Below are 7,838 nucleotides of genomic sequence, written 5' to 3'. Positions count from 1 at the left end.
ATCTACAATAGTAGAAATTTTATGAGTCTATTAGACAGCTGTATTTTTGTAACAAACAATTCCCAAAGGAGTTATAAAATCGCATTTTCCACATGCATCTTTGTAAGTCCAACAAATAAAGGTTTTCATAAACATTAAGACACAGGTTTACAATTTTTATCAGCCGCGCAAAATGGCTAAGCACAATAGGCATCTACTCGATGAGCATAACACACTCATCATGTTTGGCATAACCAAAACAGTATTTTTTACATTGCTGGCTCAAGTGCAATATAATAATACTATCAGTTTCACCGAACCGTTTGGCGAATTTTGTTTCAATTTCACAAATCACATTCTCCAATATTCTTTTACTGTTTTTTATATCAAAGACCGAAAATTGTAAACGATAACCGAATTTACTCAAATATTTAGAGAACTGATTCCGAAGTTTATCATTGACAATGTCATAAGATACTATTAGCATACTTCATTCCTTCAACATAAAGCAAGGAAAATCTTTTGCTGGTTTGTTTTTCATAAACGCCCGATAATAAGCCTGAATATATTTGAAGATATCATCTTTTTCTTCAACTAGGGTTTCAAGTAAGAAATTTACATATGGCAACGCTTTTTTGCTAGACAAGAAATACTGGCCTTTTCTTTCGTCAAAATCTTTTTCCTTAACCTGTCCCAAGCTGTGCGCGTTACGAATACGCCAATCAATTAAAGGTCGAAACGGTTCTACAAGATCACAAATCAATGACTTACGATTATAAAACTGACGGTGATATATTCCCTGATAAATATCAAACCCATAAATGGTAACCAATCCTTCAATAAAATTGAATAGCAACGTATAGCCTATATCGAGCAGGCAATTGGTGATGTCATGCTTGACTCGCGGACGGCGGGTTGTCCATTTATATTCGGAGAAAATATTTTGAAAATAAGTTTTGGCAGCCATCCCTTCAATACCCAATATTTCTTTTAAATTCAAACTCGCGTCCGGCAATATGGCGGAAACTTTTTTAACTGATTGAATAGCCATTTTTAAATTCGGACATTTTTCTCTAATGCGTTTCAGCAGACAGAGTTGATTTTCAATTTTGTTTTTTACCAGGTGTTGCGCGATCCCCAGGCTCGTATAATTGTATTGTTTTGCTCTTAATAAAACATTGCCATTGGCTTTATTTACCCACGATCCGTAAACATGCAGTCCATGCGTCATAAAAACAATATTAAAGCCAAACTTCTCTGCTCTTTGCAATAATCCCGTTGTAACCGACATGTGACCGACAACAAATAAAATAAAAAGGCGGTAACAGCTTGATTGATGTTTTATCGTTCCTTCAGCATCCTGAACGATGATATTATCATTTTTAAAAATTACCTTTTCATTACGACTTAAAAAAGCAAATAAAATCTGTTTTTGCTTAAAATCCGGCGCTGTTAGCATAAAGCCTGATCGCACAATGCGGTATAAACACAATGCCTGCATTTTTCCGCATTGGTTTGGGTAAATCGGTTTAAATCACAATTATTCACATTATCAATGAGTTTTTCGAATTTAGCGAACATAGCCGGATCGTCCTTGGGAAGTTCAACGCTGTATTTTCTGTTGGTATCAAAACTATAAAAAAACATGCTTTCAACAGGATATCCCATTTCCGTTAAACAAAAATATTGAGCGTAGATTTGAAAAACATAGCCGTCATAAATCACCTCAATGTGTTTTTTGCGTTCAATCAGAGTGCGTTCGTCCTGATCGTAAATATCGATTTTTCCGCAAAGACCGTATTTTTCAGAGTAAACCTCCATCCCCTGCAAGATATTCTTGCAGGTTGAATATGTCTTTTCATCAATAGCTTCATGCGCAGCTTTGCCCCGGATTTGAGATTCCGTGTGATACATCCGGGTCGATATCTTCCCAAACAGCTGATGGAAATAAATCGACCGCGGACAAAATATGAAATCGTTTAAATTGGAAATTTGGATGTAGGTTTCCATTATTGGTTTTTAGATTGCTGCTCGCTCTTTTTTCTCAATGCAAACTCTTTCAATTGTTGTTTCCATTGCTTTTTATGAAGCAGCCATAAATCCCACTCTTGATCTGAAATAAATAAATCAAGCTTCGAATTTTTAGGTTTATTGTTCTGTGAATACATCCACTTTATATGTTCGTACATAATAAGCCCCTTTCGGGCAATATTGTACGCGCCGTTAGCATCCGCATCTTTTGGTAATTTCGCATTTTCCTGAATTTTATATAAACGTGAATCAAAATGTAGCCCTTCAATACTTCTGACAGGAGACTGCAAAAAGTTATCGTCCTGTCCTTGTCCAACATTTCCCGAATTTCTAATTTGTTGAATTAAATCAATTGCAAAACGCAGAGATTCCCATGCCGACGACTTTTCACTGATTTTTGATAATTGGATTCCATCTTTTATTTGAGTTAAAAGAGATTCTTCTTTATTAAATTTTGCGAATAGACCATCTAAAGTTTCTTTAACATTATGTAGCTCTATAATACGTTCATTTTTGCCCTCCCCCCTCTTGAACCTATATCGCTCAAGCGGTTTTCCATCTTTCCCTGACCATAGCCTCCATTCTTTACCGCTGTTGTTATCAGTATATTGAAAATAATAATCTCCTGCTTCATCCATTTTTATTTCTGTGAACGAACCAATTATTTGATCTTTGATTTCCCCTTCACTTCCCTTATTAAGATAAATGGTTTTCCGCCAACCCGTAAGAGGGTCAGTAACAGACGTATAATTAGCACGCGCATAGAGCATAATGCCGACTTGCTTTTTACCTTCAATATCCTGATAATTTGTGACTGGGGGAGTAAGTTGCAAAGCATCGGAAACAGACCCGACTTCACCCATTGCCGCATTTTTATCAACCAAATAATTTAATTTTTTTGCCAAAGCCAATTCAAATTTTTGATATACTTGCTGTTCAAATTTTTGACGACCACGTTTAAAACCCGGGGTCAAATCCTCCAACACAATAAAGGTAGGTTCAAAATTACCTTCTCTATCTTTCATCTTTTCAATAATTTCGTGCACAACCAGAGAAATATACCCATCTTTTAAACTTTTGATATTTCTTATTTCCTGCCAATTCTGACGACTTTCTTTGCGTTTATTAGCCGATTCGTTAATGGCCTTCAAATAATTATTTTTGTTAATCAGATCAAAATGATTTTGGTCTAGTATCTTGCCATTTGAGTCAATTAATGAATAATAAACCAGGTGTTTTTCTCCCCGGTCTATACCAAGAATACGAATATCACCGTCTTTAACATACTCTTGATTAATCATCTCGGTAACGTTGGATTGCTTTGAATCAAAATTGAGTAATATTGATAGATGAAAATGGTATTTAGGGTTAGTGAACCGTTTATCCTTAATTATATCGTGATCAAATAGGCTCTCGGTTTTTCCATCGCTTCTTCTATAAATAGGCTTATTGGCACCATGTATGATTGTTTTATTATCTTTCATCGCTTCTCTATAAAAAATATCGCCTTTACCCATGTCTATTGAATTGCAATCCTTATACTCTCTCATTAGAGCTCTAAAGAATAAAGTATGCAGATTTTCAATACCCTTTTTATTTTTTTGCGGTTTTGTGTAATAATTTAAATCCTTATTATCTATTCTAAATAAATAAAATGGGTTAGACTCATCATCACAGGAAGTTGCCCATTCCCGCTTATCTACATTAAAAAAATGAAACACTTTATTATTTTTTGCAATGTCTTGCAAATCTTGAATAATCTGCTCGTATCCGTCATATCCAGAATATTTTCTTTTCTGAATATCTTTAAGTTGCGGCGCCCTTTCAATAAAATTACTGGTATACTCTTTCAAATCCTTGATAGTTTGATCTAAAAAACAAACTAAATCTTTATCATGAAGTATATTACTAAGTTGTTCATTCTCTTTTTTCTCTTTTATCTCTTTTATGTTTTTGATTAATTTAGAAGGGGTTATTTCGCCGTTCTTATCTCTTTTTTTTATTCTTTCGGCATCTTTACCTAGTGAACTATTATTTTGAACACATTTATCAACAAGTTTCTCAATAAGTTCCGCCAATTTTGATTTATTTTCTACATACTTGGGGCTAAAATATGTTGTGCTTTTTGCTTGATAATATTCTAATCGTTCAAATTCACTTTTATCCTCGTTTGAAATATTGCTCTTCAAATGACATCTAAATAATTTTCTGCTTTCGCTGATCCCCAAAAAATATTCATATTCAGTTATTTCTTTCCTTATAACCTTTTTTCTAAATAAATATCCTCCATATTGAGTACCATTGTCGCTTTTCGAGAAACTATCAACAAATCCATTTAGCAAATTTCCATTTCCAAAAGTTAATTTTAACTTATTTTTCTTAACATCATCCTGTGGTTTTTGGGTGAGATAATTCCTTATCGCATCATACCAGTCAAACCACTTTACATCATTAGCATACAAAATAGAGGTAAGCATATTTGACAATTCAGAATTAAGCGGATTGCCTTTTACTTTGGATTCTTTCACATTAAAATATTTAACAATCCATAAAAGAGATTTCGCAATATCAAGCCATTCTTTTATCTTTAACCTATTTTCATCGATTTTATACTCAGTCAACTTTAGTATTTCTGATGACTTATCGCAAAATTTCTTTGCAAGAGATTCCATATCATCGCAAATAAGATTGATAATATTTCGACTTGATAATAGGTGCTCATCGATCAACTGATTTTTTTCTTCTAAAATTATTTCTTTAAAAAATAACTTACTGCACCCATCACGGTTTTCTTCATCTATAAATGCAAATAACGCAGACAACTCAACGGCATCATTAATTTCAAATTGTTCTTCTCGTTTTTTATTAAACGTAGCAATCCCGGAACATATCTTTTTAATATCTTTATCCTTCCCCTGCAAGCCGTTACTTAACTTGTCTTTTAAAACACGCCAATTGGCAAAATATTTATTTGAAATAATATCAATGGCAGCTTTAGACCAATATACACCGTCCCAGTCTTCCCGGCTCTTTAGCCAATTGATAAAATGATAAATCGTTTGCCCTTCCCCTTTATTATACGGTTTTTTGAAATACTTCTCCCCGGCATCACTTGTCGTTTTAAGAATTTCTTCAAGATTTAATATTTCGTCCGAATCTTTGTCCTCTGACTCTTGCTGTGCTTTTTTTGTATCATATTTAATTTCAAAAAATAATCCTCTTCTTTCTCCACATCCAATTTGCTTAAAAAGAGTTTTAAACTTTTCCAACTTTTTAAAATCAGGCTCTTTGATGCGTGCCTGATTGTATAAATTAATAAGTGAATTACAATGACCGATTACTTTGTTATATTCATTAATTCCAGTTTGAGAAAGGCAATTAGAAAAATTTGATATATTAAATAATGCCTTATCTATGGGATTTGTTTCAATTTGAGTAATCTTGTTTTTGTCTTTAAGAAATTGATAGGCGTTAAGATATTCCTCTTTTCGGCTAGGAATTCTTTTAATTTCTTTAGATTTTTTCTTTTTAATAATCCTATCTTCTGAAAATAAAATGAGATTGTCACAAAACTTTGGCAAGTTATCGTTCACTATTCTTGTCGCTACGGCTGTTGCCTTCTCATCTTTCGCGTAATAATTTTCCCGATTCTGATTATACCCCGAGAAATATGAGAAGGATCTTTTAACAGATTCCAAATGTTCCAACAATTCATTTTTTGGCAACTTGTCGGAAACAAAATAATCAATGTTATATTTGATATATTTTAAAATTCCGGATTCGCTTAAACATTTTATATCTTTTTTTTTAAATATCTTCTTTCCCTTTCCATCAGTTCCAGCTTTTTTTATTATGGGCTCAACCCCTGCATTAAAAGTTTCAACAATTTTTGTTCTCAGTAACATTTCTTTATCTTCTAATTTTGTTTTACTTTTATAAGCTCCATAATAATCGGAGAAATCAATTTTTCTGGCTTGCTCTGAATTCAAACTTACATTTATCACGTCTTCATGGATTTTATCCAATACCGGTTTCAATGCTATATACGCTCTTTTAATTCTGTCGTCTTTTGCACGAACATCCGATAAAAGTGCGGAAGCTTGGATCTCGTCAAGAAGCTCTCCATCTTTTCCGACAGGCCTCAACTCAAACCGCAAAGTTTTTGCTACTGGATATTGCTTTGTAAAATTTTTCATAACAGCCTTCTCCTTTTCATATTTTGTCTTCGGGATGACCGCGCTTTTTTCAATCTAATGCTTTGTCTGTCCTATCATCAACTATCCTTTTTATCTATATGTCTGAAAAACATACCGCAACACCCATAAACCAGATTGTAATGATTATAGCCGCAAAACAGTTTACCCGTATACGTCCTATGTAAAATACTTTAATGTCCTAAAATAAAAAACCTTCGTATGGCCATAATAAGCCTTACGAAGGTTTTACTTGTTTTATATCGGTCCAGGATTTATTCCTCCAAACACAAGACCTCTCTAATTGTAATTATATTGTAGAGCACAAAACAAGGTTTGTCAAGGAAAAGTTCCATACATTTTTTATTACATTTTTTATGATTATAAACATTTATTAGGGGCATTTCGTATGCCTGCTGCCGGGCCTCGGAATATGCAAATACAGCGTCGGGTTCGGTTAAATTATACGGATTTAAATACCGCCTGGCAGGGCTTAGGCCAGAATATGCCCATCAAAATCACCGGTAATTTTTTCAGCGTAAAATCAAAAACAACGGACTTTTTGCATGGCCGACTTTATGCGTTCAAGGCCTTTGTCTATCTCCGCTTCGTCAAGGGCATAGCTTAAACGTATATGCCCCGGAGCGCCGAACCATTCGCCCAGGTAAAATATTACATTGTATTCCAGGAAAAGAGTGGTGAGAAATTCGCGCGCATTACTGCATTTGGGCAATATATAAAAAGCCCCTTCGGGTTTCCATAATTCAAAACCTAAATCGCAAAACCCTTTATATATTTTGTCCCTGCGCCGGCGCCATATATCCTTCTGCGCTATGATATATTGCTTGGGCGCGGACATGGCCCTAAGGGCCATATCCTGGCCCACAAGGTTTGTGTTCATGGACGTGTGGGTCTTCATCTCTATGCAGTCTCTTACTATTTTCTTATCCCTGCTCCAGAGATAACCTACTCTTACGCCGCACATGGCATAGGTCTTGGAAAATGAATTAACGGTAATAACACGTTCTCCTTTGAGAGTATAGTTTTCGCGTTCATAGATAAGGTCTTTATAGACCTCATCGGAGATTACGTAAACACCCAGCCTGGCGGCAATGGATTCTATTTCTTTTAATGTCTCCACAAGCTCCACCCTACCGGTGGGATTTGACGGGGAATTTATAAGCACTGCCTTACAGCCTTCAATTTTGCTCTTAAAATCTTCCATATCTATGCGGCCATTGATAAGTTCGGTAAAGACAACCTCCATGCCCGCCATCTGGATTATCGGAAGATATGAATAATAATACGGCTTGGGCAAAAGGACCTTTCCTTTCGCGAAACAACGAAATATCAGGTCAAGCGCTTCAGAAGCGCCGTTTGTTATGACGAAATTCTCCGCATCAGAACCCAGGTATTCCCTGGATAATGCCCGCCTTAGGGGAAATTCCCCTTGTATTAATCCATACCTTAAATCTTTTCGTATATCAATACCTTCTATCGCCTCGTTGGGCGGAGGCAAGTCGGGCTGGCCGGAACCAAAACTTATGATACCGTTTCCCTGCCTGCCTATAAAAACCGCCGGGCTTGTCAGATCAAGCGTGTGTGCCATAATTTTTGCCTTTTTGTGCAATATCT

General features: G+C 35.2%; 5 protein-coding genes. All 5 read right to left on the bottom strand.

The window, feature by feature from the left end:
• Positions 1-193: 193 nt before the first annotated feature.
• Entirely contained in the window at positions 194-466 is a 273-nt protein-coding gene (gene cas2 / locus PHV77_03175) for a CRISPR-associated endonuclease Cas2 (protein ID MDD5504301.1), read from the bottom strand.
• A gap of 3 nt (positions 467-469) precedes the next feature.
• Entirely contained in the window at positions 470-1,438 is a 969-nt protein-coding gene (gene cas1, locus PHV77_03170; GenBank protein MDD5504300.1) for a type V CRISPR-associated endonuclease Cas1, read from the bottom strand.
• Positions 1,432-1,989: a type V CRISPR-associated protein Cas4 gene (gene cas4, locus PHV77_03165; protein MDD5504299.1), complete on the bottom strand. Its 558-nt coding sequence runs from the start codon at positions 1,987-1,989 to the stop codon at positions 1,432-1,434. The genes cas1 and cas4 overlap by 7 nt, the downstream gene beginning before the upstream one ends.
• Positions 1,989-6,206, bottom strand: coding sequence for a type V CRISPR-associated protein Cas12a/Cpf1 (cas12a, locus tag PHV77_03160; protein MDD5504298.1), 4,218 nt, complete (start codon positions 6,204-6,206; stop codon positions 1,989-1,991). The genes cas4 and cas12a overlap by 1 nt, the downstream gene beginning before the upstream one ends.
• A 541-nt stretch (positions 6,207-6,747) precedes the next feature.
• On the bottom strand, positions 6,748-7,812 hold the full coding sequence (locus tag PHV77_03155; GenBank protein ID MDD5504297.1) for a pyridoxal phosphate-dependent aminotransferase: 1,065 nt from the start codon (positions 7,810-7,812) through the stop codon (positions 6,748-6,750).
• Positions 7,813-7,838 lie beyond the last annotated feature (26 nt).

Source organism: Candidatus Omnitrophota bacterium (assembly GCA_028716165.1).
GTDB lineage: Bacteria > Omnitrophota > Gorgyraeia > JABMRG01 > JABMRG01 > JAQUQI01.
This window is presented reverse-complemented; position numbering and strand designations above follow the sequence as displayed.